Source organism: Luteimonas viscosa, assembly GCF_008244685.1.
Taxonomy (GTDB): domain Bacteria; phylum Pseudomonadota; class Gammaproteobacteria; order Xanthomonadales; family Xanthomonadaceae; genus Luteimonas; species Luteimonas viscosa.
The window spans coordinates 1,345,414-1,371,642 of record NZ_VTFT01000001.1 but is presented as its reverse complement, the minus strand read 5'-3'; the positions used below and the strand labels follow the sequence as shown (position 1 = coordinate 1,371,642).

Here is a 26,229-nt window from a genome sequence, read left to right as displayed (position 1 = left end):
TCAGTCGCGTGCGGCGGCGTCGTCGAGCAGCGCCATGAACGCCCGCGCCGCACTCGACAGCGTGCGCCCTGCGTGGGTCACGTAGCCCAGCTGGCGCTGCAACGCCACGCCCGGCACGCGCAGTACCACGGTCTGCGCGTCGAGCATCGTCTGAGGCAGCACGCTCCAGGCCAGGCCGACGCTGGCCAGCATGCGCAGCGTCTCCATGGTGTTGGTGGTCATGCGCAGCGTCGGCGCCAGGTCCTCGGCGGCGAAGCGTTCGGCGACGATGCGGTGGGTGAAGGTGTTGGCGTCGGGCAGCACCGCCGGATGCGCGGCGAGGTCGCGCAGGTCCACCTGTTCGCGCCCGGCCAGCGGATGGTCCGGTGCGACCACGAACTCCAGCCGGTCATCCCAGACCGGAACCGTGCGCAGCGGTGCCGCGGCGGGCCCCAGCGTGGTGATCGCCAGTTCCAGCCGGCCGTGCAGCACCTCGGCCCAGGCCTGTTCCGAATCGAGAAAGCGCAGGTCGAGTGCGGCCAGCGGATGGGTCTGGCCGAAACGCCGGAGCAGAGGCGGCAGGCGATGCAGGCCGATGTGGTGGCTGGTGGCCAGGCTCAGCCGGCCACCGACCTCGGCGTCGAGGTGGCCGAGCGCGCGGCGGGTGTCCTCCAGTTCGGCCAGGATGCGGCGGGCGCGGGGCAGCAGCGACTGCCCGGCCTCGGTCAGCGCCACCTCGCGCCCGACCCGGTCGAACAGGCGTCGGCCGAGCTGCCCCTCGAGTACTGCGATGCGCTTGCTCACGGCGGGCTGGGTCAGGTGCAGGCGTTCGCCCGCGGCCGAAAAGCCGCCACTGTCGGCGACCGCGACGAAAGCCTCCAGGCTGGCGAGGTCCACTTCATTCCGTCTGGTTATTCGAAGAATGAAAAATATGAATTGGAGTTATTGATGGCAAGTGCCTAGGATGGGGTCGCCCGGCGTCCGCGCCGAGGCCACCCAGACCAACGGACCGACGCGGGGCACGCCGATGGCAGGCAAGACGCTGTACGACAAGCTGTGGGAGATGCACGAGGTCAAGCGCCGCGACGACGGCTCCTCGCTGATCTACATCGACCGCCACATCCTGCACGAGGTCACCTCGCCGCAGGCGTTCGAGGGCCTGCGTCTGGCCGGCCGCAAGCCCTGGCGCATCGACGCCAACATCGCCACGCCCGACCACAACGTGCCGACCACCCGCGCCGAGCGGCAGGGTGGGCTGGAGTCGATCGTCGACGAGGTCTCGCGGCTGCAGGTGCAGACGCTGGACGAGAACTGCGACGACTTCGGCATCCTCGAGTTCAAGATGAACGACGCCCGCCAGGGCATCGTGCACGTGGTCGGCCCGGAGCAGGGCGCGACCCTGCCGGGCATGACCGTGGTCTGCGGCGACTCGCACACCTCCACCCATGGTGCGTTCGGTGCGCTGGCGCACGGCATCGGCACCTCCGAGGTCGAGCACGTGCTGGCCACCCAGTGCCTGGTGGCGAAGAAGATGAAGAACATGCTGGTGCGCGTGGACGGCGAGCTGCCGTTCGGCGTCACCGCAAAGGACATCGTGCTGGCGGTGATCGGCCGGATCGGCACCGCCGGCGGCAACGGCCATGCGCTGGAGTTCGGCGGCAGCGCGATCCGTGCGCTGTCGATGGAAGGCCGCATGACCATCTGCAACATGGCGATCGAGGCCGGTGCGCGCGTGGGCATGGTGGCGGTCGACGAAAAGACGATCGAGTACGTGAAAGGCCGCCCGTTCGCGCCCAGAGGCGCCGACTGGGACGCCGCCGTGGCCGCGTGGCAGGGGCTGGTGTCCGACGAGGACGCACACTTCGACACCGTGGTCGAGCTGCGCGCCGAGGACATCAAGCCGCAGGTCAGCTGGGGCACGTCGCCGGAGATGGTGCTGGCGGTGGACCAGAACGTGCCCGACCCGGAACGCGAACCCGACCCGGTGCGCAAGGATTCGATCACCCGCGCGCTGAAGTACATGGGGCTGGAGGCGAACCAGCCGATCACCACGATCCGGCTCGACCGCGTGTTCATCGGCTCCTGCACCAATTCGCGGATCGAGGACCTGCGTGCGGCGGCGGCCGTCGCCAGGGGTCGCAAGGTGGCGTCCACCATCAAGCAGGCGCTGGTGGTGCCCGGTTCCGGCCTGGTCAAGGCGCAAGCCGAAGCGGAAGGCCTGGACAGGGTATTCCTCGACGCCGGATTCGAGTGGCGCGAACCGGGGTGCTCGATGTGCCTGGCGATGAATCCCGACAAGCTCGGCAGCGGCGAGCATTGCGCGTCCACCTCCAACCGCAACTTCGAAGGCCGCCAGGGCGCCGGCGGGCGCACCCACCTGGTCAGCCCGGCGATGGCCGCTGCGGCGGCGGTGTCGGGGCATTTCGTGGATGTGCGGGAAATGGCCAGTAGTGATTCGTAATTTGTAATTCGTGATTCGAAAAAAAGCGAAGCCTACGACTCCGGACGCCCTTGCCAATCACCAATCACCAGACACGAAGCCATGACTCCCTTCACCACCCACACCGGCCTGGTCGCACCGCTGGACCGCGCCAACGTCGACACCGACCAGATCATCCCCAAGCAGTTCCTGAAGTCGATCAGGCGCAGCGGCTTCGGGCCGAACCTGTTCGACGAATGGCGCTACCTCGACATCGGCCAGCCGGGGCAGGACAACAGCGTACGCCCGGTCAATCCGGACTTCGTGCTCAACTTCCCGCGCTACCGCGGCGCCAGCGTGCTGCTGGCGCGCGAGAACTTCGGTTGCGGCTCCTCGCGCGAGCACGCGCCCTGGGCGCTGGAGGAATACGGATTCCGTGCGATCGTCGCGCCGAGCTTCGCCGACATCTTCTACAACAACAGTTTCAAGAACGGGCTGCTTCCGATCGTGCTGGACGCAGCGGCGGTCGACGCGCTGTTCGAACAGTGCGAGGCGACACCCGGCTACCAGCTCACCGTCGACCTCGCGTCGCAGATGGTGACCCGGCCCGATGGCGTGCAGTACCGGTTCGAGATTGACGCCTTCCGCAAGCACTGCCTGTACAACGGCCTCGACGACATCGGCCTGACCCTGCAGGAGCACGAGGCGATCGCCTCGTTCGAAGCGCGCCATCGCGCGTCGCAGCCCTGGTTGTTCGGCGCTGGCACTTGATTCCCAGGTGAGCCCGTCGGTCGCCGGTTGGCAACCACGCAAGCGGGAAACAGGCCTGGGCGGGAATGACGCATGCCGCGCAGTTGCGCGCATGCGTCAGGCGAGGCGGTCGACGACAGCCTGGGCCGCGGTCCGCGTGTCGACACCCTGGCCCGCGGCCGCGAGGTCGGCGGTGAACACCTTCGCATCGAGCGCCGACGAGACGGCGGCCTCGACCGCCGCGGCCTCGGCCTCCAGTCCCAGCGAATGGCGCAGCAGCATCGCCGCGCTGAGGATGGTGGCATAGGGGTTGGCGATGCCCTTGCCGGCGATGTCGGGCGCGGAGCCGTGGATCGGCTCGTAGATCCCGACCTTGCCCGAGCCGAGCGACGCCGACGCCAGCAGGCCGAGCGAACCGGCCAGCATCGAGGCCTCGTCGGTGAGGATGTCGCCGAACATGTTCTCGGTCACGATCACGTCGTAGGCGCGTGGCTTCGACAGCAGGTGCATCGCCATCGAGTCGACCAGCTGGTGCTCGAGGGTCACGTCGGGGAATTCGTCGCGCATCACGCGCGTGGTGACGTCGCGCCAAAGCCGCGAGGTTTCCAGCACGTTGGCCTTGTCGACCGAGGTCAGGTGGCCGCGGCGAGCGCGCGCAAGCGCCGCCGCGCTGCGGACCACGCGTTCGATCTCGACCACGCTGTAGCGGCAGAGGTCGGTCGCCTCGGTCTCGCTGCGGGTCTTGTCGCCGAAGTAGATGCCGCCGGTGAGCTCGCGCACCACCATGATGTCCACGCCTTGCAGCAGTTCGGACTTGATCGGCGACGCGCCGAGCGCGGCCGCGTGCGGGCGCACCGGGCGCAGGTTGGCGAACAGGCCCAGCGCCTTGCGGATCGCGAGCAGGCCCTGCTCCGGGCGTACCTTCGCGTTCGGGTCGGACCACTTCGGACCGCCGACCGCGCCGAGCAGCACGGCGTCCGCCCTGCGCGCAGCCTCGAGCGTCGCCGCCGGGAGCGGCTCGCCGTGGCGGTCGATCGCGACGCCGCCGATGTCGTGTTCGGCGAAGGAGAACGCGTGGCCGTAGCGCGAAGCGACGGCCTCGAGGACGGGCAGGGTGGCGGCGACGATCTCGGGACCGATGCCGTCCCCGGGCAGTACGACGATGTCAGCGTGCATGGACTCGCAACGTGGAAAGGGAGAAGGGAACCGGCCGGCATCGGGGCCGGCCTGGCGGGTGCGGATGCGCCGGCCGCGCACCGGGGCGCAGCCGGCATCGGGACGCGCGTGGCCTCAGGCCGTCGCCCGCGCGTCGACCGTGGGCGTGCCGGCGGGTGTGCGCCGCAGGATCCGGTTGGCGACGTCCAGCCAGGCCAGCGCGCTGGCCTCGATGATGTCGCGGCTGGTGCCGCTGCCCTGGTACTCGGTGCCCTCGTGGTGGACGCTCAGCGACGCCTCGCCCTGCGCATCGGTGCCGAGGCCGACGCTGTGCACGCTGTAGCTCTCCAGCGACAGCTTCACGCCGGTGGCATTGGCGAGCGCCGCGAACAGCGCATCGACCGGACCGTCGCCGAGCGCGCTTTCGCTGATCTTCCTGCCGTCGGGGTCGGACAGCTCGACCTGCGCGCTCGCGCGCTGGCCACGGTCGCTGATGGTCATCGACGACAGGCGATAGCCCATGCCGCTGACGCCGCCGTCGATCAGGCGCTCCAGGTCGTCGTCCTCGACCACGCGCTGCTGCTCGCACAGCGCCTTGAACTGCACGAACACCTGGTCGAGCTGCTCGTCCTCCATCGTGTACCCCAGCGCGCGCAGGCGGTGGCCGACCGCGGCGCGGCCGCTGTGGCGTCCCAGCACCATCTTGGTGTCGGGCCAGCCGACGTCGGACGGGTTCATGATCTCGTAGGTGCTGCGGTTGCGCAGCATGCCGTGCTGGTGGATGCCGGACTCGTGCGCGAACGCGTTCTGGCCGACGATCGCCTTGTTGCGCTGCACCGGCATGCCGATCAGGCGCTGCAGCAGCTGCGACGTCGGCACCAGGCGGCGCGTGTCGACCCGGCTGTCGATGTTGTAGAAGGCATTGCGGACCTTCAGCGCCATCACCAGTTCTTCCAGCGCGGCGTTGCCGGCGCGCTCGCCGATGCCGTTGATGGTGCACTCGATCTGGCGCGCGCCGCCCTCCATCGCCGCCAGCGAATTGGCCACGGCCAGGCCCAGGTCGTTGTGGCAGTGGGCGCTGAAGATCACGTCGCGCGCGCCCGGAATGTTCGCGATCATGCGCTCGAACAGCCCGCGGATCTCCTCGGGCGTGGTGTAGCCCAGGGTGTCCGGCACGTTGATGGTGGTGGCGCCGGCGGCGATGGCCACGGCCACGGCTTCGTGCAGGAACTCCTCCTCGGTGCGGGTGCCGTCCTCGGGAGAGAACTCGATGTCCTCGACGTGGCCGCGCGCCATCGACACGTGGGTGCCGATCGAATCGAGTACCTGGGCCTTGCTCATCCGCAGCTTGTGCTCGCGGTGCAGCGGGCTGGTGGACAGGAACACGTGGATGCGCGGCTTCGCGGCGCCTTCCAGCGCGCGTGCCGAGGCCTCGATGTCGCCGGGCAGGCAGCGCGACAGCACCGCCAGTGTGGTGCCGCGCAGTTCGCGCGCGATCTGCGCGGTGGCCTCGCGGTCGGACTGGGAACTGGCGGGGAAGCCGGTTTCGATGATGTCGACGCCCAGTTCCGCCAGCGCCCGCGCCATCACCACCTTCTGCTGCGGGGTCATGCTGCAGCCGGGGGACTGCTCGCCGTCGCGCAGGGTGGTGTCGAAGATGCGTACGAACTCGGGGGTGGTGTTCATGCGAGGAGTTCCTCGGGAAGCTCGTTGTCGATGTTACCCGTTGCCGGTTGCGGCCGGGGTTGCGCTGCGTCATGGACCGGGAGCAGGCCGGCGGGAAGCGGTGGCTGCTTCGTCGCCGGCGAGGGAAGTCGCTCGCGGGCCCGGCGCCGCGGCTTGCGCGGCGGCCGCGGCCGCACCTCGGAGAGCAGGGCCGCCAGCACCGCGGCGTCGACGTTGCCGCCGGACACCACCGCGCACTTGCGCTTGCCGGCCACGCGCTTGCCCGCGGCCAGCGCCAGCGCGCCGGCACCTTCGGCGATCACGTGTTCCTCCAGTGCCAGCCGCACCAGGGTCTCGCGCAGTTCGGCCTCGCGCACGATGACCACGTCGTCGAGCAGTTCCCGCAGCAGGCGTTCGGTGAGATAGCCCGGCTCCTTCACGCGCACGCCGTCGGCCAGGGTGGCGCGAGGGTCGACCAGCGTGCGGTCGCCCCTGAGCGCCCGCGTCATGGCGTCGACGCCTTCCACCTGCGCGCCGACGATGCGCACGCCCTGGGACTTCAGTGCCAGCGCCACGCCGGAGGCCAGCCCGCCGCCGCCGATCGGCACCAGCACCACGTCCGGGTTCATTGCCGCGGCGATTTCCAGGCCGACCGTGCCCTGGCCGGCGATCACGTCGGGATCGTCGAAGGCCGACAGCAGCCGGAAGCCGTTCTGCTCGGCCAGTTCCCGGGCGAAGGCCTTGGCCTCGTCGTAGGTCTCGCCATGCAGGCGCACGGTCGCGCCCCAGTGGGCGACGCCGGCCACCTTGGTTTCCGGCGCGGTCCGGGGCATCACCGTGATCGCCGGGATGCCGAGGCGGTACGCGGCCCAGGCCATGCCCTGCGCGTGGTTGCCGGCCGAGGCGGTGATGACGCGGCGGTCGTCGCCGCGCTCGCGCGCCGCCAGCAGCGCGTTGAGCGCGCCACGGACCTTGTACGAGCCGGTGCGCTGCAGGTTCTCGAGCTTCAGCCAGGTGCCGAAGCGTTCGGCGTAGTGGGTGGGGGTGACGTCGAGGTACCTGCGCAGCCGCGCCTGCGCCGCCAGCACGTCGCCGGCGGTCACGTCGATGGTGCTGGCTACGGCAGGATCCATCAGAGGTCCGTGAGCCAGTGGCGCCAGGCCGGTTCGCGGCCGCGCACCACCCGGCCGTAGAGTTCGGCCAGTTCACGCGTGACCGGGTTGTCGCCGAACTCCCGCTCCTCGATCTGCGCCACCGGCGCGACCTCGGCCGCGGTCCCGCAGGCGAACACTTCGTCCGCGTCCATCAGTTCGGCCAGCGGCACCATGCGCGACGGCGCCCCGGTGAGCTGCAGCAGGGTGTCGCGGGTGATGCCGGGCAGCGCATCGCGGTGTTCGACGGCGGTCAGGCGGCCGTCCTTGACCATGAACACGTTGGCGCCGGTGCACTCGACCGTGAACCCCTCGCGATCGGTGAACAGCGCCTCGTCGAAGCCGCGCGCCTTGGCCTCGCGCTTGGCCAGGATCGAGTTCACATAGCTGCCGCACAGCTTGAGCGGCGGCAGCGAGTCGGCCGGGTTGCGGCGCCACTTGCCCACGCCCAGGCGCGCGCGGCTGCCGTTGAGGTGCACGCTGGTGGCGGTGGTGGCCACCATCATGTGCGGCACGTGGCCCTCGACGTCGAGCCCGAACCCGCCTTCGCCGAACCATGCCAGCGGCCGGATGTAGGCGTCGGCGTGGCGGTTGGCCCGCAGGGTGGCGAGCGTGGCCTCGGCGCACAGCGCCGGGTCGAACGGCAGTCCGAACATCTCCGCGCCGCGGCGCATGCGCTCCAGGTGCTCGGGCAGGCGGAACACGGCCGCGCCGGATTCCGTCGCGTAGGCACGCATGCCCTCGAACACGCCGCTGCCGTAGTGCATGGCGTGCGTGGTCAGGCCGGCCTGCATCGCCCCGGCGTCGACCAGCGCGCCGTCGAACCAGGCGAACACGGTGGCGGCGTCCGCGCGCGGCTGCGTGGCGTGGCGGGCGTGGGCGGCTTCGGCGATCGGGGTGACGGTGGCGCTCATGTGGGGTCCGGTATGCGGGCTGGCCCGCGAGTAGGGTGGAGGGCGGAGAAAAGCGGCGAATCCTGGGAGCGGGGCGAAGCCGGAACGAAGCGATGGCTGCGCGGATCGCCCTACGGGCAGGGCTGTACCGATACCGACAGGCAGTCGTACATCTTCGCTAGCTGCTGCTGCAGCGAGGCGTCTGAACGATCGCCCTCGACCGTCATGCGCAGGTGGAAGCGGTCGCCCTCTGGCTGCGCCTGGCCGTCGACCGACAGTGGCCGGAACCCGCGGCGCTCGGTGGCGCCGAGCACGCGCGCCAGCACGCCCTCGGCGCTGCGCAGGGTGAAGTCAAGCTGGTAGCGCATTGCTGGGCTCCTCGGAGGCCGACGATGCGGACGGCGGCTGGGTCGCGGCGGGTTCGCCGATGTCGAGCGTGCCGGCGTCGTCCGGATCCATCATCTGCGCGTTGTTGTGGTTGGGCGGCACCAGCGGCCAGACATTGGCGGCGGTGTCGATCGCGACGTGCAGCAGGGTCGGGCCGTCGGCCGCCAGCAGCGCGCGCAGCGCATCGTCGACGTGGGCGGCCTTGTCCACGTGCAGCGCCTGGATACCGAACGCCCGCGCGACCTCGGCGAAGTCCGGATTGTCGGACAGGTCGATCTCCGAATAGCGCTTCTCGAAGAACAGCTCCTGCCACTGACGGACCATGCCCAGCGCGGAATTGTCGAGCAGCACGATCTTCACCGGCAGCCGGTAGCGGCGGATGGTGGCCAGCTCCTGGATGTTCATCATGAACGAGCCGTCGCCGCTGACGCAGACCACCTGCGCCTCCGGGTTTTCCATCTGCGCCCCCATCGCCGCCGGCAGGCCGAAGCCCATCGCGCCGAGCGAGCCGCTGGTCAGGTGCTGACGCGGGTGGTTGAAGCGCCAGTGCTGCGCGACCCACATCTGGTGCTGGCCGACGTCGCAGGAGACGATCGCGTTCGGCGCCAGTTCGCTCAGGCGCTTGAGCAGCGCCGGCGCGTACACGGTCTCGCCGGGCGCGTCGTAGCGCGCGGCGTGGCGCTGGCTGCGCTGCAGGCAGGTATCGCGCCAGGCCTTGCGCGCGGCCGCGTGGCGGCCTTCCATCTGCGCGGCCAGCGGCGCGGCCAGCCGCGACAGGCTGGCGGCGAGGTCGCCCGGAACCGCGACATCGGCGGCGCGCAGCTTGCTGATCTCGCAGCAATCGCCATCCAGGTGCACCACGCGCGCGTTGGGGGCGAACTCGGCGAGCTTGCCGGTGGCGCGATCGTCGAAGCGCGCGCCGACCACGAACAGCAGGTCCGCCTCCTGCACCGCCATGTTCGCGGCGCGGCTGCCGTGCATGCCGAGCATGCCCAGGTTGCCGGGATGGTTCGCCGGCAGCGCGCCCAGGCCCTTGAGGGTGAGCACGGTCGGCAGCCCGGTGAGGTCGACGAACTCGCGGAACGCTTCCACCGCATCGCCCAGCACCACGCCGCCGCCGGCGTACACCACCGGCTTGCGGCACTGCGAGATCAGCGCGGCGGCCTCGTGCAAGGCGGCGTCGGGCGGATTCGGCACCGGCTCGACCGGCAGCGGCGAATGCACCGGCAGGTGCGAGGCGTCGGCCATCTGCACGTCCTTGGGCAGGTCGATCAGCACCGGTCCCGGGCGCCCGCTGCGGGCGATGCGGAAGGCCTCGGCGAACATCCGCGGCAGGTCGTCGACACTGCGCGGCAGGAAGCTGTGCTTGACGATCGGCATGGTCATGCCGAACACGTCCAGCTCCTGGAACGCGTCGGTGCCCATCAGGAAGGTGGGCACCTGGCCGGTGAGGACCACCATCGGCACCGAGTCGAACATCGCATCGGCGATGCCGGTCACCAGGTTCGATGCGCCCGGGCCGGAGGTCGCCACGCACACGCCGACGCGGCCGCTGGCGCGCGCGTAGCCGTTCGCGGCGAACGCCGCGCCCTGCTCGTGCCGTACCAGGACATGCTTCAGCGACGCGCCGTGGAGCGCGTCGTAGAAGGGCATGATCGTCCCGCCCGGATAGCCGAACAGCGCGTCCACGCCTTCCGCCTCCAGGGCCTGCACCAGCCAGTGCGCACCGTTCATCACGCGGCCTCTTTCTGTTCCTTCGGGGAGTTGTCCAGCCACACCATCTTCGCGCGCAGCTGCTTGCCGACCACTTCGATCGGGTGGTCGAGGTCGGCCTGCTTGAACCTGTTGTAGTTCGGCAGGCCGGCTTCGTGCTCGGCCACCCAGTTGCGGGTGAAGGTGCCGTCCTGGATGTCCTTGAGCACGTCGCGCATGCGCTCCTTCACCGAAGCGTCGATCACGCGCGGGCCGCTGACGTAGTCGCCGTACTGCGCGGTCTCGGAGACGAACTCGAGCATGCGGGTGATGCCGCCTTCGTAGAACAGGTCGACGATCAGCTTCAGCTCGTGCAGGACCTCGTAATAGGCGATCTCCGGCTGGTAGCCGGCTTCCACCAGCACCTCGAAGCCCGCCTGCACCAGCGACGAGGCGCCGCCGCACAGCACCGCCTGCTCGCCGAACAGGTCGGTCTCGGTCTCTTCCTTGAAGGTGGTCTCGATCAGGTTGGCGCGCGCGCCGCCGAGGCCGTCGGCGTAGGCCAGCGCCAGCTGCTTCGCCTTGCCGCTGCGGTCCTGGTGCACGGCCCAGATGCAGGGCACGCCGCGGCCGATCTCGTATTCGCGGCGCACCAGCGCGCCCGGCCCCTTGGGCGCGACCAGGATCACGTCGAGATCTTCGCGCGGGGCGATCATGCCGAAATGCACGTTCAGCCCATGCGCGAACAGCAGGCAGGCGCCCTGCTTCATGTTCGGCGCGAGCGCGTCCGCGTAGACCTTCCGCTGCACCATGTCGGGCGTGAGCACCGCCACCAGGTCGGCCTCCTTCACCGCTTCTGCAGGTGCCTTGACGGTGAAACCGTCGGCCTTGGCCTTGGCTTCGGTCGGGCCACCCGGACGCAGGCCGACGGTCACGTCGAAGCCCGAATCGCGCAGGTTCAGCGCATGCGCGCGGCCCTGGCTGCCGTAGCCGACGATGGCGATGCTGGGCTTGGGAAGGGAAGACTGGGTCATCTGGGGCTCTCTGCTGTGGATCCGGGTGGATGGAAGGGAATGTGGTGGGCAACAAAAAACCCCGCCCTTGCGGTGCGGGGTTTTGCGATTCGGCGCCTGCTGCTTACGCGCCCGATCGTCCCGCACCTGTTGGCGAGGTAATAAGGACGACTACGAGAAGCGACGACGCGGCGGCGTCGCAGGCGTTCTTCGGGCTGGTGTGGCGTTGCAGCATTCACGCAAACTAAACCGGGCTTTCCGGCCTTGTCAAGCGACATGGGCAAAAATACCCGGTGAGGTTCGTTGCGGCGGAAATCGTTGCAACTGAAACCGCGAAAACTGCCGAGAATGTCGCTTTGACGCATTGCGTCATCCCGCTCCCCGCGAAGTTCCATGCCCGAATACCGTTCCCGGACCTCCACCCACGGCCGCAACATGGCCGGCGCCCGCGCGCTGTGGCGTGCCACCGGCATGCAGGACGACGACTTCCACAAGCCGATCGTGGCCATCGCCAACTCCTTCACCCAGTTCGTGCCCGGCCATGTGCACCTGAAGGACCTCGGCCAGCTGGTCGCGCGCGAGATCGAGCGCGTTGGCGGCGTGGCCAAGGAGTTCAGCACGATCGCCGTCGACGACGGCATCGCGATGGGCCACGACGGCATGCTGTACTCGCTGCCCAGCCGCGAGGTGATCGCCGACGCGGTCGAATACATGGTCAACGCCCACTGCGCCGACGCGCTGGTGTGCATCTCCAACTGCGACAAGATCACGCCGGGCATGCTGATGGCCGCGCTGCGGCTCAACGTGCCCACGGTGTTCGTCTCCGGCGGGCCGATGGAGGCGGGCAAGACCGCGCTGGCCGACCACAAGCTCGACCTGGTCGACGCGATGGTGATGGCGGCCGACCCCTCGGCGTCGGATGAGCAGGTGGCCGCGGTGGAACGCAGCGCCTGCCCGACCTGCGGCTCGTGCAGCGGCATGTTCACCGCCAACTCGATGAACTGCCTGACCGAGGCGCTGGGATTGTCGCTGCCTGGCAACGGCACGGTGCTGGCGACGCACGCCGACCGCGAGCAGCTGTTCCTGCGCGCCGGCCGCACCGCGGTGGAACTGTGCCATCGCTGGTACGGCGCGGAGGATCCCGGCGCGCTGCCGCGCGGGATCGCCACCTTCGAGGCGTTCGAGAACGCGATGACGCTCGACATCGCGATGGGCGGCTCGACCAACACCATCCTGCACCTGCTGGCCGCGGCGCAGGAGGGCGGGGTGCCGTTCACCCTGCACGACATCGACCGCCTTTCGCGTCGCGTGCCGCAGCTGTGCAAGGTCGCGCCGAACACGCAGAAGTACCACATCGAGGACGTGCACCGCGCCGGCGGGATCATGGCGATCCTCGGCGAACTCGCGCGTGGCGGGCTGCTGCATACCCACGTCCCCACCGTGCACGCCCCGAGCCTGGCCGAGGCGATCGCGAAGTGGGATGTCGCCACGGTCGAGGACGAGGCCGTGGCCACCTTCTATCGCGCCGGTCCTGCCGGCATCCCGACCCAGACCGCCTTCAGCCAGGCCACGCGCTGGGCGACGCTCGATACCGATCGCAGCGAAGGCTGCATCCGCAGCGTCGAACACGCCTACTCGCAGGAAGGCGGCCTGGCCGTGCTTCACGGCAACATCGCCGTCGACGGCTGCGTGGTGAAGACCGCCGGCGTCGACGAATCGATCCACCTCTTCGAAGGCAGCGCGCGCGTCTACGAGAGCCAGGACGCTGCGGTGCAGGGCATCCTCGGCGACGAGGTGAAGCCCGGCGACATCGTGGTGATCCGTTACGAGGGTCCGAAGGGCGGCCCCGGCATGCAGGAGATGCTGTACCCCACCAGCTACCTCAAGTCGAAAGGCCTGGGCAAGCAGTGCGCGCTGCTGACCGACGGACGATTTTCCGGTGGCACCTCCGGCCTCTCCATCGGCCACGTATCGCCCGAGGCGGCGGCCGGCGGCAGCATCGGCCTGGTCCGCGACGGCGATCGCATCCGCATCGACATCCCCGCGCGCACGATCGACCTGATGGTGCCGGAAGAGGAGCTGGCCGGGCGCCGCGCCGAACAGGATGCGAAGGGCTGGAAACCCGCGCAGCCGCGCGCACGCAAGGTCAGCGCCGCGCTCAAGGCCTATGCCCTGCTGGCCACCAGCGCCGACAAGGGCGCGGTGCGCAACCTGGCGCTGCTGGAAGCGGGCTGATCGTCCGCGCTGCAACCGCATAGACGCGTAGCCCGGGTAAGCGAAGCGCACCGGGGGTTTTGCGCGACGTCCTCCCGGGTGCGCTTCGCTTACCCGGGCTACGTTACGGCGCAGCGCGCAGCGCGTGCTAGCCGTCCCATCCGGGGAGCTTCTTCTTCATCGCTACGTTCTTCAGCGTGACATAGGCCGGGATCCCGTCCTTGCCGTAGGGCGGTGGCGCCTCGCCGCGGATCAAGGGTTCGAGGTACGCGCGGGCCTTGTCGGTGATGCCGTAACCGTCGCGGCGGATGAAGCCGGCAGGGAACTTCTTCTCGTGGTTCGCGACCTTGTCGAGCGGCGCGCTGCCGATCTTCCAGCGGTACGGCGAGTCGGAGCTGCGCACGATCACCGGCATGGTCGCGTTCTGCCCCTTCAGCGCGAACTGCACCGCGGCCTTGCCGACGGCCACCGCCTGGTCCAGGTCGGTCTTCGAGGCGAGGTGGCGCGCGGAGCGTTGCAGGTAGTCGGGCAGGGTCCAGTGGACCTTGAAGCCGAGTTCGTCCTTGACCTTGCCGGCCAGGTACGAGGCCACGCCGCCGAGCTGGGTGTGGCCGAACGAGTCCTTGCCGCCGCCGGAGTCGGCGACGAAGCGGCCGTCGGCGGTCTGGATGCCCTCGCTGGCGACGACCACGCAATAACCCACACGCGCGACCACCTTCTTCACCTGCTTGAGGAAATCGGCCTCGTCATAAGGGCGCTCTGGGAACAGGATCAGGTGCGGCGCCTCGTCCGGGCCCTTGCCGGCCAGGCCCGCGGCGGCGGCCAGCCAGCCGGCGTGGCGGCCCATCGCCTCGTACACGAACACCTTGGTCGAGGTCTCGGCCATCGCCGCCACGTCCAGCGCGGCCTCGCGCACGGAGACCGCGGTGTATTTGGCGGCCGAGCCGAACCCCGGACAGCAGTCGGTCACCGCCAGGTCGTTGTCGATCGTCTTCGGTACGCCGATGCAGGTCAGCGGATAGCCGAACTCGGCCGCCAGCTTCGAGACCTTGTTGGCGGTGTCGGCCGAATCGTTGCCGCCGTTGTAGAGGAACCAGCGCACGTCGTGGGCCTTGAACACCGCCAGCAGACGCTCGTACTTCGCGCGATCGGCCTCGACCGACTTGAGCTTGTAGCGACAGGAGCCGAACGCGCCGCCGGGGGTGTGCGCCAGTCCGCGGATCGCCGCCGCCGACTCCTTCGAGGTGTCCACCAGCTCCTCGCGCAGCGCGCCGAGGATGCCGTTGCGCGCCGCCAATACCTTCACCTTGCGCGCGCGGGCCTCGGAGATCACCCCCGAGGCGGTGGCGTTGATGACGGCGGTGACACCGCCGGACTGGGAGTAGAGCAGGGTTCCGGAAGCCATATGCGCCCTTGGGATGAGGTCGGGGGGTCGGGTCGATGGGTTAAGCTGGCGGCTGAATCCGCGGTTCCGGCCGGAGTGTAGCAACCGCCCGCGACCGCCTCCGGTTTCGATCTGGTGGGGAGTCCTCGATGCGATTGGTGTTGTTGGGAGCGCCCGGCTCGGGCAAGGGCACGCAGGCGGCTCGCCTCAAGGAGTACCTGCAGGTACCGCACATCTCCACTGGCGACCTGCTGCGCGCCGAAGTGGCGGCGGGAACGCCGCTGGGGCTGCAGGCCAAGGAAGTCATGGCCCGCGGCGACCTGGTCAGCGACGGGATCCTGCTGGGCATGCTGCGCGACCGATTCTCGCGCGACGACACGAAGGCCGGCTTCATCCTCGACGGCTATCCGCGCAACCTCGCCCAGGCGGCGGCGCTGGACGAACTGCTGCACAGCCTCGGCCAGAAGTTCGACGCGGCGGTGCAACTGGCGGTAGACAACGAGCAGATCGTCGAGCGCCTGGCCGGCCGCGCCCAGGCCGAGGGTCGCGCAGACGACGCTCCCGAAGCGGTGCGCAAGCGGCTGCAGGTGTACGACCAGCAGACCGCGCCGGTGATCGACTTCTACCGCCAGCATGGCCAGCTGACCGTGGTCGACGGCGTGGGGACGCTGGACGAGGTCTTCACCCGGATCGTCGAGGCGATCGCGCCGGAGAAGGCGGTCGGCTGAGCGGCATCGCGGCGTGCGGCGGCGGCGAGGCATTCGCCCAGCAAGGGGTTCGGACTGGTCGGGCCGGACGGACGCGACTCCCGAGCGGCCGAGGCGCGGCGAGGCGCCCGGTCAGTCGCGCGGGTGCCGGCCGAATTCGCGGGTACTGCCGTCCTCCAGAACCAGCGAGACCGTGTAGGGCTGCACGATGCCGTCCGGATGCTCCATGCCCGGCGATCCCAGCGGCATGCCGGGCAGGGCCAGGCCGCGGGCCTGCGGGCGCTCGCGCAGCAGCCGCAGCACGTCCGCCGCCGGCACGTGGCCTTCGATGAAATAGCCCGCGACCTCGGCGGTATGGCACGAACCGAGCGCGTGGGGCACGCCCGCGGCGTCCTTCACCGCCGCCATGTCCGTGTTGTCGCGCGCGTCGACCTCGAAACCGGCCTCGCGCATATGCTCGATCCACAGCCCGCAACAGCCGCAGCTCGGGTGCTTGTGGACGGTCAGCAGCGGCAGCGCGGCATCGGCCACCGTGGCCGGGATCGCCGCGGCGGGCTCGCCGGGCGCGGCGGATTCCGCCGCGGCGCATCCGGAGAGCAGCAGCGACAGGGTGGCGATGGCGGACAGCAGGCGGGGCATGGCGGCTCCTCGGCGCGGACGATACGGTCAGTCTACCGGTCCGCCCGCAACCGGCCTTGACCGGGATCAGGCGCCGCGCCGGCGCGGCTTTGGGTAAAGTGCGCGACGGTCCCGCAACGGCAGCCCAGCGCTTGAAACTGCACATCCTCGGCATCGCCGGCACCTTCATGGGCGGTGTCGCCGCGCTCGCGCGCGAACTCGGCCACGCCGTCGAGGGCAGCGACCAGACGGTGTATCCGCCGATGTCGACCCAGCTCGAACGCCTCGGCATCGCCCTGAAGCAGGGCTATCGCGCGGAGCACCTGTCGCCCGACTGCGACACCGTGGTCATCGGCAACGCGCTCTCGCGCGGCAACCCGGCGGTGGAGGCGGTGCTCGACGGCGGCCGCGCCTACACCTCGGGCGCGGAGTGGCTGCGCGAGGCGGTGCTGCCCGGGCGCGACGTGCTGGCGGTGGCCGGCACCCACGGCAAGACCACGACCACGACGATCCTGGCGTTCCTGCTGCAGGCCGCGGGGCGCGATCCCGGCTTCCTGATCGGCGGGGTGGCGGAGGATTTCGGGGTGTCGGCGCGGCTGGGGGCGGGGCGGGAGTTCGTGGTCGAGGCCGACGAATACGACACCGCCTTCTTCGACAAGCGCAGCAAGTTCGTGCACTACCGGCCGCTGGTGGCGGTCCTCAACAACCTCGAGTACGACCACGCCGACATCTTCCCCGACGTGGCCGCGATCCAGCGCCAGTTCCACCATCTGGTGCGCACGGTGCCCTCGCGCGGGCGGCTGCTGGTCAACGGCCACGACGCGCGGCTGCGCGAGGTGCTGGAGATGGGCTGCTGGACGCCGGTCGAGCGCTTCGGCTTCGACGACGGCTTCGAGTGGAGCGCGCGCAAGCTGCGCGACGACGGCAGCGCGTTCGCGGTGCAGCGTGGCGGCCAGGTGCTGGGCACGGTCGAATGGCCGCTGCTGGGCGACCACAACGTGCTCAACGGACTTGCGGCGCTGGCCGCGTGCGCGGCGGTGGGCGTGGACGTGGCGGCCGTGATCCCGGCACTGGCCCGGTTCCGCAGCGTCAAGCGCAGGATGGAACTGCTGGGGCAGGCGCAGGGCATCACCGTCTACGACGATTTCGCCCACCATCCGACCGCGATCGCGACCACCCTCGCGGGCCTGCGCGCGAAGGTCGGTGGGGCGCGGATCGTGGTGGCGATGGAGCCGCGCAGCAATTCGATGCGGCTGGGCGCGCACGCGGAGGCACTGGCACCCTCGCTGGACGGGGCGGATGCGGTGGTGTTCCTGGCGCGGCCGGAACTGCCCTGGGAGGCGGCGGCCGTGGTCTCGGCGGTGCGCGGCGACGCACGCGCGGTGCCGGACGCCGATGCGCTGCTGGCGACATTGCGGGAAATCGCGCTCGCCGGCGACCATGTGGTCTTCATGTCCAACGGCGGCTTCGACGGCGCGCCGTCGCGGTTCCTCGCCTCGCTCAAGGCCGCGTAAGCCGCGGTTTTGCGCGCGGGTCAGGGCACGATGCCTTGACCGAGCGGAAAGCGATCCCGGGGCGCCCGGGCGCGGCGTCCATCCGAAGTCCTGACAGGAACCTTTCCATCGCGGACCATTTCTCCCTCACTTGGGATTTGCACCCCCGACACCGGGCACCGGCCTAGACTTCCCTCCATGTCCGACTCCCTGCCCTTGTTCCCGCTGCATGCCGTTCTGGTTCCCGGCGCGGCGCTGGGCCTGCGCGTGTTCGAACCGCGCTACCTCGACCTGGTGCGCGACTGCGGCCGCAGCGGCAGCGGCTTCGGCGTGTGCCTGATCGCGCAGGGCGATGAGGCGGGCGCGCCCGCGATGCCCATGGCCTGGGGCACCGAAGCGCGGATCGAGGATTTCGACAACGGCCCCGACGGGCTGCTGCACCTGCGCCTGCGCGGCGGCCGGCGGTTCCACGTCGCCCGCACCCGGGTGCGGGACAACGGCCTGGTGGTGGCCGAGGTGGACTGGTGCGATCCGGACCCGGTGGCCGAGCTGCAGCCCCAGCACGCATTGCTGGGCGAGGTGCTGCGCCGGATCCTGGAGCAACTGGGCGAAGCCGACGTGCGGATCCCGGAGCCGCATTTCGACGATGCCGCCTGGGTCGGCTGGCGCCTGGCCGAACTGCTGCCGCTGACCCTGCCGCAGCGCCAGCGCCTGTTGCAGGAAGACGATCCGGACCAGCGCCTGGACGAGCTGCTAGCGCTGCTGTCCTGACCGGGCGACGGGGTCGGTCCGCACCCGCAGCACCGGGGCGCCGGAGTGGGGATGCGGGGCCTCGCGCACCGGGAATCCGGTCAGCGCCCGGCGCAGTTCGACATAGGCGGCACCGTCGTCGGTCACCGGCAGCCAGATGCCGAACAGGCCGTACAGCGGACGTTCGAACGCCAGGGTCTGGGTGGCGCCGATCCACAGGGGCGTACCGTCGGCCAGTCGTGCCGGCGCGCGCCACAGCCGCAGCGCGTGGACGCGGCCATCCGCGGCCGGGCGGCGCAGCAGCAGGGATTCGGCCTCCGAGCCCAGCGTGGCCGGCAATACCGGCTGCATCCCGGGGGGCATGTCGTCGTCGAGCAGGCCGAGGGTCGCGGTCCAGTCGGCCTGCGCCTGCGTTCTCCAGCCCAGGGTGCGCAGGTGGCCCTGCAGTGGTGCCAGCTCGCCGGCGACCTGGACCTCCAGCGCCCAGCGCCGGCTGGCGTCGCGCTCGCGGCGCTGCGCGGGCAGCCGCGCCCAGTCGTCGTTCCACCAGGTCTCGCGATCGAGGACCATCGCCGGTTCGGGGGCGCTGAACCGCTGCAGCAGCGGGTCGACGGCCTTCGGCGCGTGCCAGATCGCCGCGATCGCGAACGTGAAGTAGAAGATCGCCGCCAGCGGCCGCATCCAGAACGAGCGCGCCACATGCCGGCGGTAGGCGATGCCGAGCACCAGCAGCCAGACGATGCCCAGCAGCATCCCGCCGACCACGTCGCTGAGCCAGTGCGCGCCCAGGTACAGGCGGGCGAATCCGAGCAGCGCGCCGACCAGGCCGGCGACCATGTAGGGCCACACCCGCGAGCGCCCCGGCAGCTCGCGCGCGATCAGCACCGCGAAGAAGCCGAAGGTGACGGTGACCATCGTCACCGACACCGACGGGAAGCCGAAGCCGCTGTGGGCCGTGGGCGGCAGCGGCATGTCGATCAGCTTCGCCAGCCCGGTGGTCAACACCAGCCCGAAGGTCAGTGCGGCCACCCAGTGTGCGGCGGCGATCCAGCGGCGCCGCCACAGCAGCCAGCCCAGCGCCAGCGTCGACGCCGGCAGCAGCACCTCCCAGTCGCCGATCGAGGCCAGTCCCGCCATCAGCCGGTCGGCCAGCGGGTTGCGCAGTTCGTACATGGCCTGGAACACGGTCAGGTCCAGCGCCAGCGGCTCGCCGCGCATCCATACCGTGCCCATCAGCGCGAACCAGGCCCAGCCGATCGCGAGCAGACAGGCGGCCAGGATCGCCAGCGAGGCAGACTCGGGGCGGTTGGGGTCGATCAGCGCCGCGGCGTAGCGGCCCAGGCGCGGGTGCGCCCGGGTCCAGCGCAGGGCGCGCGCGAGCAGGTCGTTGGCATGACGGTCGAACCAGCGGTAGCTGTACACCACCCCGGCCCAGGCCAGCGCGAGCACCAGCAACAGCCCGGCGAACACCAGCACCAGCCGGTCCGCCACCGCCGCGACGGCGTCGTAGGAGGCACCGAAGATCCAGCCCGGCGCGAGGAAGATCCCGGCCCACAGGAAACAGGCCAGCAGGCTCATCGGCACGTAGCGCCGCAGCGGCATCCGCAGCATGCCCGCGATCGCCGGCACGAAGGCCCGGATCGCGCCGACGAAGCGTGCGATCAGGATGCTCTTCGCGCCGTGCCGGCGGAACACCAGCTCGCCGCGGTCGAGCAGTTGCGGGTAGCGGCGGAACGGCCAGTGCTCGCGCAACTGCGGCCCCCAGCGGTGGCCGACCCAGTAGCCGATGCCATCGCCGAGGAACGCGCCGAGCGCCGCGCACGTGACCGCATAGGTGCCATCGATGTGGCCCAGGCCGATCAGCGCGCCGATCGCGAACAGCAGCGGCAGCGCCGGCACCACGATGCCGAGCACGATGATCGCGTCGCAGAGCGCGATGAGGAAGATCAGGCCGCCGGCGGCGACCGGGTGTGCGCTGATCCAGGCGAGCGTGGCGTCGAACCAGCCGGAGTCCATCCGCGAATTATGGCAGCCGTCGCTGAGCGCTCGCCTACACTGGCGTCATGGACCGCGACGCCGCCATCGAGACCCATGCGCTCAAGGCCGACAGCTTCGGCCGGATCTCGCTGATGCGCGGGGCCGGGGGCGAATTCGTGCGTCGCGACCTCGCCCACGTGCCGGCCTGGCTGCGGCTGCCGGCCTGGTGGCTGGCGCGGCGCGAGGCGCGGGCACTGCAGCGGGTGGCCGGCCTGGCCGACGTGCCGCAACTGCTGGCCTGGGACGGGCGCCGGCTCGACCGCAGCTTCATGGCCGGCGCGGCGATGTACCAGCGGCCGCCGCGCGGCGACGTCGCCTACTTCCGTGCCGCCCGGCGCCTGCTGCAGGCCCTGCACCGGCGCGGCGTGGCCCACAACGACCTGGCCAAGGAGGCCAACTGGCTGGTCCTGGAGGACGGCCGGCCGGCGATCATCGATTTCCAGCTCGCCGCCCGCGGCGACCCGCGCTCGCGCTGGATGCGCCTGCTGTTCCGCGAGGATCTGCGCCACCTGCTCAAGCACAAGCGCATGTACTGCCGCGAGTCGCTCACCCCGGTGGAGAAGCGCGTGCTCAGGCGCAACTCCTGGGTGCGCGACCTGTGGTTCCGTACCGGCAAGCCGGTGTACCGGTTCGTGACCCGGCGGCTGCTGAAGTGGGAGGACAACGAGGGGCAGGGGCCGAAGCCTTGAACGCGGGGATTGGGGATTCGGGATTGGGGATTCGAAGGGCGGGCAGGTGGAGTAGGCTCCCCGAATCCCGAATTCCGAATCCCCAATGCCTGCTCTGACCGGCAAGACCCTGTTCATCACCGGCGCCTCGCGCGGCATCGGCCTGGCGATCGCGCTGCGCGCGGCGCGCGACGGTGCCAACGTCGCGATCGCGGCCAAGTCCGACGTGCCGAACCCGAAGCTGCCCGGCACGATCCATACCGCTGCGGCAGCGGTCGAGGAGGCGGGCGGCCGCGCGCTGGCGCTGAAGTGCGACATCCGCGAGGAGGCCGAGGTGAGGGAGGCGGTGGCGAAGACCGTCGCCGCGTTCGGCGGACTCGACATCCTGGTCAACAACGCCAGCGCCATCTGGCTGCGCGGCACGCTGGACACGCCGATGAAGCGCTTCGACCTGATGCAGCAGGTCAACGCGCGCGGCACCTTCCTCTGTGCGCAGGCCTGCCTGCCGCAGCTGCTGCAGGCGCCGGACCCGCACGTCCTCACGCTGTGCCCGCCGCCGTCTCTCGACCCGAAGTGGTGGGGGCCGCATACCGGCTACACCCTGGCGAAGACGGGCATGAGCCTGGTCACGCTGGGCCTGGCCGAGGAGTTCCGCGAACGTCGCATCGCGATCAACGCGCTGTGGCCGCGCACCCTGATCGCGACCGACGCGCTGAACATGATCCCGGGCGTCGAGCCGGGCAATGGCCGTTCCCCGGAGATCATGGCCGACGCGGCGCACGCCATCCTGTGCCGGCCTGCGGCGGGGTTCACAGGCAACTTCCTGATCGACGACGAGGTGCTCGCCGGGGCCGGTGTCACCGATCTGTCGCGCTATGTCCTCGATCCGTCGCAACCGCTGCTGCCCGACCTCTTCCTGGACTAGCGGCGGGGACCACGCGCTGCCGATCCCGTTCGAGGCCACATCCCGCGCGTCGCCGGTGGCGTTCCGGGATGGACGCGTGCATCGTGGCCGATCTTCCCGGAGGCAACGACATGAAATACCTGCACGCGATGATCCGCGTCCACGACCTCGAGACCACCAGCCGGTTCTTCACCGAAGGCCTCGGCCTGCGCCAGACCCGGCGCATGGACAACGACGCCGGTCGCTACACCCTGGTCTACTTCGGCGCGCCGGACAACCCCGAGGCCGAGATCGAGCTGACCTACAACTGGCCGCCGGCCGACGGTTCGCCGCCCGAAGACTACGGCAGCGCGCGCAATTTCGGCCACCTCGCCTTCGCCGTCGACGACATCTACGCGCTGTGCGCGCACCTGCAGTCGATGGGCGTCACCATCAACCGCCCGCCGCGCGACGGCCGCATGGCCTTCGTGCGCACGCCGGACCTGATCTCGATCGAACTCCTGCAGAAGGGCCCTGCGCTGCCGCCGGCCGAGCCCTGGGCGTCGATGCCGAACACCGGCTCCTGGTGAAACCGGGTTAACACCACGCGCCACCGGCACGTCCTGTCCGTGGAACCCGTTGCGAGGAACGCGTGGCCGAACCCGATGACAGCACGGCCGCGACGGTCGCCGCAGCGCGCAGGGGCGACGCGGGTGCGCTGGACCGCCTGTTCCGCCGCTTCGCGCCCGTGGTCCATGGCGTGCTGCTCGGCCGCGTCCCCCGGTTCGACGCCGACGACCTGACCCAGGACGTCTTCGAGACCGCGCTCAGGCGGTTGCCCGAGTTGCGCGAGGATGCCGCGTTCCCGGGCTGGATCGTCAGCATCGCGCGGCGTGCCGCGATCGACAGGCATCGCCGCGCCGGTCCGGTGGTCGAAGGCGAAGACGCGCTCGAACGCGTCGGCAGCGGCGACGAGGCCGGCGTCCGGCTGGATGCGGCGCGCGCGCTGGAGGCGATCCGCGCCTTGCCGGAGGCGTATCGCGAGATGTTGATGCTGCGGCTGGTGGAGGGGTTGAGCGGGCCGGAGATTTCGCAACGCACCGGGCTGACGCCGGGCAGCGTGCGCGTGAACCTGCATCGCGGCATGACGATGCTGCGCGAGGCGCTGTCGATGGCAACGCAAGGAGAGAGCGCATGAAGCCTCCGTTCGAGCACGCACGCGACGGCGAGTACCTCTGGGACCGCAGCGGCGAACCCGATGCCGATGTCGCCGGGCTCGAACGCCTGCTGGCGCCACTGCGCTGGCAGGACAGCGCCCGCCGTGGCGCGGAGGTGGCGGTGCCGGTTCCGCGCCTTCGCAAGCGTGGGTCGCGGCGGCGGGGCGCGTACGCCGTTGCGGCGGCGCTGGCGCTCGCCGCCGCGGGCCTGTACGGCTGGCATGCGCATCGCATGGCCTGGCCGGAAGCGCGCGCGTGGCAGGTGGCCGGGCTGGAAGGCCACGTGCGCATCGACGGGGCCATGGTGGCTTCGCTCGACGCGCTGCCACCGCGCGCGCTGCTCGAAACCGGCGATGCCACGGTGCGCCTGCGCGCGGCGCGCATCGGCGAGGTCGTCGTCGGCCCCCGCTCGCGGTTCCGGCTGGTCGAGACCCGCAGCGGCCGCCATCGCACGCAGTTGCAGCAGGGCACGCTCTGGGCCCGAGTGTGGGCGCCGCCCGGCGCCTTCGGCGTGTCCACGCCGGCCGGCGACGTGTTCGACCTCGGCTGCGAATTCGTATTGCGCGCCGATGGCGGGGGACGTGGATCGCTGACCGTGCGCAGCGGCTGGGTGCAGGTGGACAGCCGCTGGCGCGAAGTGCTGGTGCCGCAGGGCACGCGCGTGGACTTCGGCGAAGGCGGCGAGCCGGGCATCCCGTACGACCTCGGCGCCAGCGACGGTTTCCTGTCCGCATTGCGCACGCTGGATGCGCAGGGTCGCGACGCCGATCCCGGGGGTGTGGCGATGCGCGCGCTGCTGGCCGAGTCCCGCGCGCAGGATGCGATCAGCCTGGTGGCGCTGCTGCATGCCTATCCGGCCTTGGCCGAAGGCCCCCTCTACGAGCGCGCGCAGGCGATCATGCCGGCGGATGCGCGGGTCACCCGCGCCGCGCTGCGCGAGCGTGGCGCACACGCGCTGTCGCCATGGTGGGACGCGCTGCCGTATCCGCGGATCAAGCGCTGGTGGATGCAGTGGCCGGATGCGTTCGCCGCGCGCGATGACGCCCGGATCCTGCTGCGCGAGGATCGACGGTGAGCGCGGCGGTTAACGCCTCGCGCCGCGGTGGCGTCCTGCCATGGCGCAATCCGCGCATCGAACGGAGAACGACCATGGACCATCGCACCATCGCCAGCCGGTTGCGCCGCATGGGCCTGTCGGCCCTGCTGCTCACCGCCCCCGCGTTCGCCGGCCCGCCCCTGCTGTGCGACCCCTTCGACACGGCAGGCGCGCCGTCGCTGCCCTGGGGCGGCGACCGCTGGAACCAGCCCCTGGCCGGCTACGACCGCACGCGACTCGTCGAAGGCACCCAGGCCCTGCTCACGCCACAGACCCCGGTGATTGCGCGCATGGAAACCCTGCGCCGCGCCGCGATGTACGCCAGCCGCGATGGCGGGATCGCCCGCGCGCTGGCGCGGGCACTGGATGCGCGCGTCGCCACCGCAGGCGACGACGACGCGAGGGCGCTCGCGTTGTTCGATGCGGGTTACCTGCGCGAAACGTTCGAGGACGTGGTGCGGCTGCAGGGTTACGACATGCCCGGGTTCGGCGAGGTGGACGCGGCGGCATTGCGCGTCCTGCTCGACGGCAGGGAGGGCAGTGAGGAGATCGCCCGGGCGCTGGCGCTGCGGCCAGGCGATGCGGCGATGCACTTCGCCGCCGCGCTGGTCGCCAGGGCGGACGGTCGCCGCCACGATGCCGTGCGCCATGCACGGCTTGCACGGGCGGGTGGCGATGGCGACCGGTTGCCGGCGGGGAACATGGCGCTGCTCGCGAACTGAGGTCCTGCCCCGCCCGCGGTAGCGTCGCGGGCGGGGCGTGCGATCGGCGCCCCGCATGCGCACAATGGCGCTCCCGCCGATCCGATCCCCGTGCCATGTCGAACCTGCCGCACCTTCTCGCCCTCGGCCGCGACGTCTACCTGCCGGTCTACCGTCAGCGCGAGGTGATCCTGGACCACGGGCAGGGCGCGCGCGTCTGGGACAGCGAAGGGCGCGAGTACATCGACCTGTCGGCCGGCATCGCCGTCTGCGGGCTCGGCCACAACGACCCGGACCTGGTCGCCGCGCTGACCGGGCAGGCCGGCAAGCTGTGGCACACCAGCAACGTGTTCTACAGCGAGCCGCCGCTGCGGCTGGCCGAGGAACTGGTGGCCGCTTCGCGCTTCGCGAAACGCGTGTTCCTGTGCAACTCCGGCGCCGAGGCCAACGAGGCGGCGATCAAGCTGGTGCGCAAGTGGGCGACGTCGCAGGGACGCGCGCCGGACAGGCGCGTGATCGTCACGTTCCGCGGCAGCTTCCACGGACGCACGCTGGCCGCGGTCACCGCGACCGCGCAGCCGAAGTACCAGGAAGGCTACGAACCGTTGCCCGGCGGCTTCCGGTACGTCGATTTCAACGACGTCGTCGCGCTCGAGATCGCGATGGCCGCCGGCGACGTGGCCGCGGTCATGGTCGAACCGGTCCAGGGCGAGGGTGGCGTGATGCCTGCCGCGCCTGGCTTCCTGCGCACCGTACGCGAGCTGTGCGACCACCACGGCGCGCTGCTGGTGCTCGACGAGATCCAGTCGGGCATGGGCCGCACCGGCACGCTGTTCGCCCACTGGCAGGATGCGGTGGTGCCGGACGTGGTCACCCTGGCCAAGGCGCTGGGCGGCGGTTTCCCGATCGGCGCGATGCTGGTCGGCGACAGGGCCGCCGAAGCGATGCAGTTCGGTGCCCACGGCACCACGTTCGGCGGCAACCCGCTGGCCGCGGCGGTGGCGCGGGTCGCGTTGCGCAAGCTGTCGTCGCCGCAGATCGCCAACAACGTCGCGCGCCAGGCGGCGGCCTTGCGCGCCGGGCTGGACACGATCAACGGCGAGCTGCGCCTGTTCGCGCAGGTCCGCGGCCGCGGCCTGATGCTCGGCGCGGTGCTCGCGCCCGCCCATGCCGGGCGCGCGGGCGAGATCCTCGACCTCGCCGCCGCGCAGGGCCTGCTGTTGCTGCAGGCCGGCCCCGACGTGCTGCGCTTCGTGCCGCCGCTGAACATCAGTGACGAGGAGCTGGGCGAAGGGCTGAAGCGCCTGCACCTGGCGCTGTGCGCCTTTCCCCGCTGAAGTTCGACACCAGGCGGCGC

The 26,229-nt window shown here is 70.8% G+C and carries 24 protein-coding genes; 13 read left to right on the top strand and 11 right to left on the bottom strand.

The window, feature by feature from the left end; all coding sequences use genetic code 11:
* The gene (locus FZO89_RS06215; protein WP_149102426.1) at nucleotides 1-876 is read right to left on the bottom strand and encodes a LysR family transcriptional regulator; all 876 of its coding nucleotides are present in this window, start codon (nucleotides 874-876) and stop codon (nucleotides 1-3) included.
* A gap of 130 nt (nucleotides 877-1,006) precedes the next feature.
* On the opposite strand from FZO89_RS06215, the gene leuC reads away from it, so the two are divergent.
* Both leuC and leuD read left to right on the top strand, forming a co-directional pair.
* Nucleotides 1,007-2,440, top strand: a complete 1,434-nt coding sequence (leuC, locus tag FZO89_RS06210; RefSeq protein WP_149102425.1) for a 3-isopropylmalate dehydratase large subunit — start codon at nucleotides 1,007-1,009, stop codon at nucleotides 2,438-2,440.
* A gap of 81 nt (nucleotides 2,441-2,521) precedes the next feature.
* Nucleotides 2,522-3,169, top strand: coding sequence for a 3-isopropylmalate dehydratase small subunit (leuD, locus tag FZO89_RS06205; RefSeq protein WP_149102424.1), 648 nt, complete (start codon nucleotides 2,522-2,524; stop codon nucleotides 3,167-3,169).
* Nucleotides 3,170-3,265: 96 nt separating this feature from the next.
* Here leuD and leuB read toward each other — a convergent pair whose 3' ends face one another.
* The 7 genes from leuB to ilvC all read right to left on the bottom strand — a co-directional run bounded on the left by leuB (nucleotide 3,266) and on the right by ilvC (nucleotide 11,125).
* Nucleotides 3,266-4,324: a 3-isopropylmalate dehydrogenase gene (gene leuB / locus FZO89_RS06200; RefSeq protein WP_149102423.1), complete on the bottom strand. Its 1,059-nt coding sequence runs from the start codon at nucleotides 4,322-4,324 to the stop codon at nucleotides 3,266-3,268.
* A 114-nt stretch (nucleotides 4,325-4,438) separates the two neighbouring features.
* Complete coding sequence (locus FZO89_RS06195; protein WP_149102422.1) at nucleotides 4,439-5,989, bottom strand: 2-isopropylmalate synthase; 1,551 nt, start codon at nucleotides 5,987-5,989, stop codon at nucleotides 4,439-4,441.
* On the bottom strand, nucleotides 5,986-7,101 hold the full coding sequence (locus FZO89_RS06190) for a threonine dehydratase (RefSeq protein ID WP_149102421.1): 1,116 nt from the start codon (nucleotides 7,099-7,101) through the stop codon (nucleotides 5,986-5,988). The genes FZO89_RS06195 and FZO89_RS06190 overlap by 4 nt, the downstream gene beginning before the upstream one ends.
* Nucleotides 7,101-8,033 carry an aminotransferase class IV gene (locus FZO89_RS06185; protein ID WP_149102420.1) on the bottom strand — a complete coding sequence of 311 codons (933 nt, stop codon included), beginning with the start codon at nucleotides 8,031-8,033 and terminating at the stop codon, nucleotides 7,101-7,103. The genes FZO89_RS06190 and FZO89_RS06185 overlap by 1 nt, the downstream gene beginning before the upstream one ends.
* Nucleotides 8,034-8,143: 110 nt before the next feature.
* The gene (locus FZO89_RS06180) at nucleotides 8,144-8,380 is read right to left on the bottom strand and encodes an ACT domain-containing protein (RefSeq protein WP_149102419.1); all 237 of its coding nucleotides are present in this window, start codon (nucleotides 8,378-8,380) and stop codon (nucleotides 8,144-8,146) included.
* Complete coding sequence (gene ilvG / locus FZO89_RS06175) at nucleotides 8,364-10,133, bottom strand: acetolactate synthase 2 catalytic subunit (protein WP_149102418.1); 1,770 nt, start codon at nucleotides 10,131-10,133, stop codon at nucleotides 8,364-8,366. Before ilvG ends, FZO89_RS06180 begins: the two co-directional genes overlap by 17 nt.
* On the bottom strand, nucleotides 10,133-11,125 hold the full coding sequence (gene ilvC, locus FZO89_RS06170; protein WP_149102417.1) for a ketol-acid reductoisomerase: 993 nt from the start codon (nucleotides 11,123-11,125) through the stop codon (nucleotides 10,133-10,135). Before ilvC ends, ilvG begins: the two co-directional genes overlap by 1 nt.
* 372 nt (nucleotides 11,126-11,497) lie before the next feature.
* Between ilvC and ilvD the strand changes: the two genes are divergently transcribed.
* The gene (ilvD, locus tag FZO89_RS06165) at nucleotides 11,498-13,339 is read left to right on the top strand and encodes a dihydroxy-acid dehydratase (protein WP_149102416.1); all 1,842 of its coding nucleotides are present in this window, start codon (nucleotides 11,498-11,500) and stop codon (nucleotides 13,337-13,339) included.
* 127 nt (nucleotides 13,340-13,466) lie between these two features.
* On the opposite strand, the gene FZO89_RS06160 is transcribed toward ilvD, so the two are convergent.
* Nucleotides 13,467-14,723: a 6-phosphofructokinase gene (locus tag FZO89_RS06160; RefSeq protein ID WP_149102415.1), complete on the bottom strand. Its 1,257-nt coding sequence runs from the start codon at nucleotides 14,721-14,723 to the stop codon at nucleotides 13,467-13,469.
* A gap of 128 nt (nucleotides 14,724-14,851) precedes the next feature.
* Between FZO89_RS06160 and FZO89_RS06155 the strand changes: the two genes are divergently transcribed.
* The gene (locus tag FZO89_RS06155) at nucleotides 14,852-15,430 is read left to right on the top strand and encodes an adenylate kinase (RefSeq protein ID WP_149102414.1); all 579 of its coding nucleotides are present in this window, start codon (nucleotides 14,852-14,854) and stop codon (nucleotides 15,428-15,430) included.
* A gap of 111 nt (nucleotides 15,431-15,541) precedes the next feature.
* Here FZO89_RS06155 and FZO89_RS06150 read toward each other — a convergent pair whose 3' ends face one another.
* Nucleotides 15,542-16,048, bottom strand: a complete 507-nt coding sequence (locus tag FZO89_RS06150) for a DUF411 domain-containing protein (protein ID WP_187471053.1) — start codon at nucleotides 16,046-16,048, stop codon at nucleotides 15,542-15,544.
* Nucleotides 16,049-16,179: 131 nt separating this feature from the next.
* Between FZO89_RS06150 and mpl the strand changes: the two genes are divergently transcribed.
* Nucleotides 16,180-17,541 (top strand): UDP-N-acetylmuramate:L-alanyl-gamma-D-glutamyl-meso-diaminopimelate ligase, encoded by a 1,362-nt coding sequence (gene mpl / locus FZO89_RS06145; RefSeq protein WP_262378546.1) that lies wholly within the window; start codon nucleotides 16,180-16,182, stop codon nucleotides 17,539-17,541.
* 177 nt (nucleotides 17,542-17,718) lie between these two features.
* On the top strand, nucleotides 17,719-18,291 hold the full coding sequence (locus FZO89_RS06140; protein ID WP_149102413.1) for an LON peptidase substrate-binding domain-containing protein: 573 nt from the start codon (nucleotides 17,719-17,721) through the stop codon (nucleotides 18,289-18,291).
* On the opposite strand, the gene FZO89_RS06135 is transcribed toward FZO89_RS06140, so the two are convergent.
* A complete protein-coding gene (locus FZO89_RS06135) occupies nucleotides 18,274-20,286 on the bottom strand; it encodes a bifunctional DedA family/phosphatase PAP2 family protein (RefSeq protein ID WP_149102412.1) in 2,013 nt (670 codons plus the stop codon). The genes FZO89_RS06140 and FZO89_RS06135 overlap by 18 nt on opposite strands.
* A 47-nt stretch (nucleotides 20,287-20,333) precedes the next feature.
* Here FZO89_RS06135 and FZO89_RS06130 point away from each other — a divergent pair, with 47 nt between their 5' ends.
* The 7 genes from FZO89_RS06130 (at nucleotide 20,334) to FZO89_RS06100 (ending at nucleotide 26,209) form a co-directional block, all read left to right on the top strand.
* Nucleotides 20,334-20,996 (top strand): protein kinase family protein, encoded by a 663-nt coding sequence (locus tag FZO89_RS06130; protein ID WP_149102411.1) that lies wholly within the window; start codon nucleotides 20,334-20,336, stop codon nucleotides 20,994-20,996.
* Between the two features lie 85 nt (nucleotides 20,997-21,081).
* Nucleotides 21,082-21,900 (top strand): SDR family oxidoreductase, encoded by an 819-nt coding sequence (locus FZO89_RS06125; protein ID WP_149102410.1) that lies wholly within the window; start codon nucleotides 21,082-21,084, stop codon nucleotides 21,898-21,900.
* 110 nt (nucleotides 21,901-22,010) lie between these two features.
* Complete coding sequence (locus FZO89_RS06120) at nucleotides 22,011-22,448, top strand: VOC family protein (protein WP_149102409.1); 438 nt, start codon at nucleotides 22,011-22,013, stop codon at nucleotides 22,446-22,448.
* 62 nt (nucleotides 22,449-22,510) lie between these two features.
* Entirely contained in the window at nucleotides 22,511-23,056 is a 546-nt protein-coding gene (locus tag FZO89_RS06115; RefSeq protein WP_149102408.1) for an RNA polymerase sigma factor, read from the top strand.
* Nucleotides 23,053-24,150 (top strand): FecR family protein, encoded by a 1,098-nt coding sequence (locus FZO89_RS06110; RefSeq protein WP_149102407.1) that lies wholly within the window; start codon nucleotides 23,053-23,055, stop codon nucleotides 24,148-24,150. The genes FZO89_RS06115 and FZO89_RS06110 overlap by 4 nt, the downstream gene beginning before the upstream one ends.
* 74 nt (nucleotides 24,151-24,224) lie before the next feature.
* Complete coding sequence (locus FZO89_RS06105; protein WP_149102406.1) at nucleotides 24,225-24,893, top strand: hypothetical protein; 669 nt, start codon at nucleotides 24,225-24,227, stop codon at nucleotides 24,891-24,893.
* Nucleotides 24,894-24,988: 95 nt separating this feature from the next.
* Nucleotides 24,989-26,209 (top strand): acetylornithine transaminase, encoded by a 1,221-nt coding sequence (locus FZO89_RS06100; RefSeq protein ID WP_149102405.1) that lies wholly within the window; start codon nucleotides 24,989-24,991, stop codon nucleotides 26,207-26,209.
* Nucleotides 26,210-26,229: the final 20 nt, after the last annotated feature.